This is a genomic window from Enterobacter sp. 01-M-03-SI-ECC (assembly GCF_047530215.1).
Taxonomy (GTDB): domain Bacteria; phylum Pseudomonadota; class Gammaproteobacteria; order Enterobacterales; family Enterobacteriaceae; genus Enterobacter; species Enterobacter chengduensis.
Map to the genome: position 1 here is coordinate 1 of NZ_JBLKDA010000087.1, position 1,801 is coordinate 1,801.

The following is a 1,801-nucleotide window of genomic DNA, read 5'->3' on the forward strand; positions in this document are numbered from 1 at the left end:
CATCGAAATGTTTTATAACAGTAAGCGTCGGCATGGTTCTAGCGAACAGATGTCACCGACAGAATATGAAAACCAGTATTATCAACGGCTCGGAAGTGTCTAGATTATCCGTGGCGATTCACTAGGGTTACCTAATTCACCTATGTCTACTTCTGGCACAATGCAGAAATGAGATAGATTTACTTTATCCGCTTCTCGCTCAAAGCTGTCCGTAATCCCCTGCCTGCTTAAAAAAACCGGATTAACGTGTGATGTTTTTACGTTTTCCAGGCAGCCTTCATCGGTAAGTACCTGTCTTACAGACTTCAATGCACTTAGTTAAGAAACATCCTAATCGTCCTTTCGCCGATCGCGAGATCTGTTATGGCAGCTAAACTCGATTGATACCCCAATCCGCCGGGCAGCATTTCCTTTCCGCACGCAAGAAGGAGAAGATCATGAAAGCAGTAATTTACAACGGTCCTTATGATGTAAAAGTAAAAGACGTACCGGATGCGAAAATTGTCCGCCCCACGGATGTACTCGTCCGCATCACCACCACCAACATTTGTGGGTCGGACTTGCACATGTATGAGGGCCGGACCAGCTTTGAACAGGGACGGATTCTGGGTCACGAAAACCTGGGTGAAGTGGTCGAAATTGGCTCAGGCGTTGAACGTATTAAGGTGGGCGACTATGTTTGTCTGCCGTTTAACGTGGGATGTGGTTTTTGCGAAAACTGTGAAAAAGGTCTGACCGGCTTTTGTCTCACTACCAATCCGGGTTCGGCAGGCGCAGCTTATGGTTTTGCTGAAATGGGTCCCTGGGAGGGGGGGCAGGCGGAACTGCTTCGGGTGCCATTTGCCGACTTTAACTGCCTTGTTCTTCCCCCTGATGCGGCAGAAAAAGAAGATGATTATGTGATGCTCTCTGACATTTTTCCTACCGGCTGGCATGCAACAGAACTTGCCGGATTGAAGCCTGGTGAAAGCGTGGCCATTTATGGCGCGGGGCCGGTCGGTTTGATGGCAGCTCATTCGGCGATCATTAAAGGTGCTTCACAGGTGTTTGTGGTTGATACGCACACAGACCGGTTGGCTCTGGCTGAAAAAATGGGGGCGACGGGCATCAATGCTACTGGCGATGAAGCTGTACAAAAAATTCTCGACCTGACGGATGGACGCGGTACGGATTGTGGCTGCGAATGTGTTGGCTATCAGTGCTGTAACAAACATGGCCATGAAGATAACTCTGTCACCATGAACAGTCTTGTTGCGTCGACGAAAGCAACCGGGGGAATTGGTGTGGTTGGCGTCTTTATTCCTCAGGATCCGGGGGCTGAATCGGAGCTTGCCAGAGAGGGTAAGATGCCATTTGATTTTGGGAGTTTCTGGTTTAAAGGACAGGCAATCCGTACCGGCCAGGCGAACGTTAAGGCCTATAACCGTCAGCTGTCTCGCCTCATCCATCACGATAAAGCCAGTCCGGGCAAAATAATTTCTCATCGTCTTTCGCTTGAAGAGGCTCCTGCCGGATATAAGCACTTCGATGAGCGGGATGAAGGATGGACGAAGGTTATCCTTAAGCCTTAAATAGAGTTATCCGGTATGAGAAAGCAAAAACCGGGAAAGAATGTATGACTTTTGACAGGGTGCAATAAAATATCCTGTCAGGGCGTTATTATTCATACTTTCAGCTGCCAGGTGATGCTGCCAACTTACTGATTTAGTGTATGATGGTGTTTTTGAGGTGCTCCAGTGGCTTCTGTTTCTATCAGCTGTCCCTCCTGTTCAGCTACTGACGGGGTGGTGCGTAACGGCAA

General features: G+C 48.7%; 2 protein-coding genes. Both read left to right on the forward strand.

The genetic code is table 11. The annotated features are described in order from the left end of the window. The first annotated feature begins 437 nt into the window (after nt 1-437). The gene (locus ACMWKK_RS26135) at nt 438-1,571 is read left to right on the forward strand and encodes a glutathione-independent formaldehyde dehydrogenase (RefSeq protein WP_017384068.1); all 1,134 of its coding nucleotides are present in this window, start codon (nt 438-440) and stop codon (nt 1,569-1,571) included. A gap of 165 nt (nt 1,572-1,736) precedes the next feature. After that, a partial coding sequence (locus ACMWKK_RS26140) for an IS1 family transposase (RefSeq protein WP_001676991.1) occupies nt 1,737-1,801 on the forward strand: 65 nt, incomplete at its 3' end.

Excerpts from the sequence above, each read along its gene's own strand:
- ACMWKK_RS26135 (WP_017384068.1), top strand. The coding sequence starts at position 438 with ATGAAAGCAGTAATTTACAACGGTCCTTATGATGTAAAAGTAAAAGAC.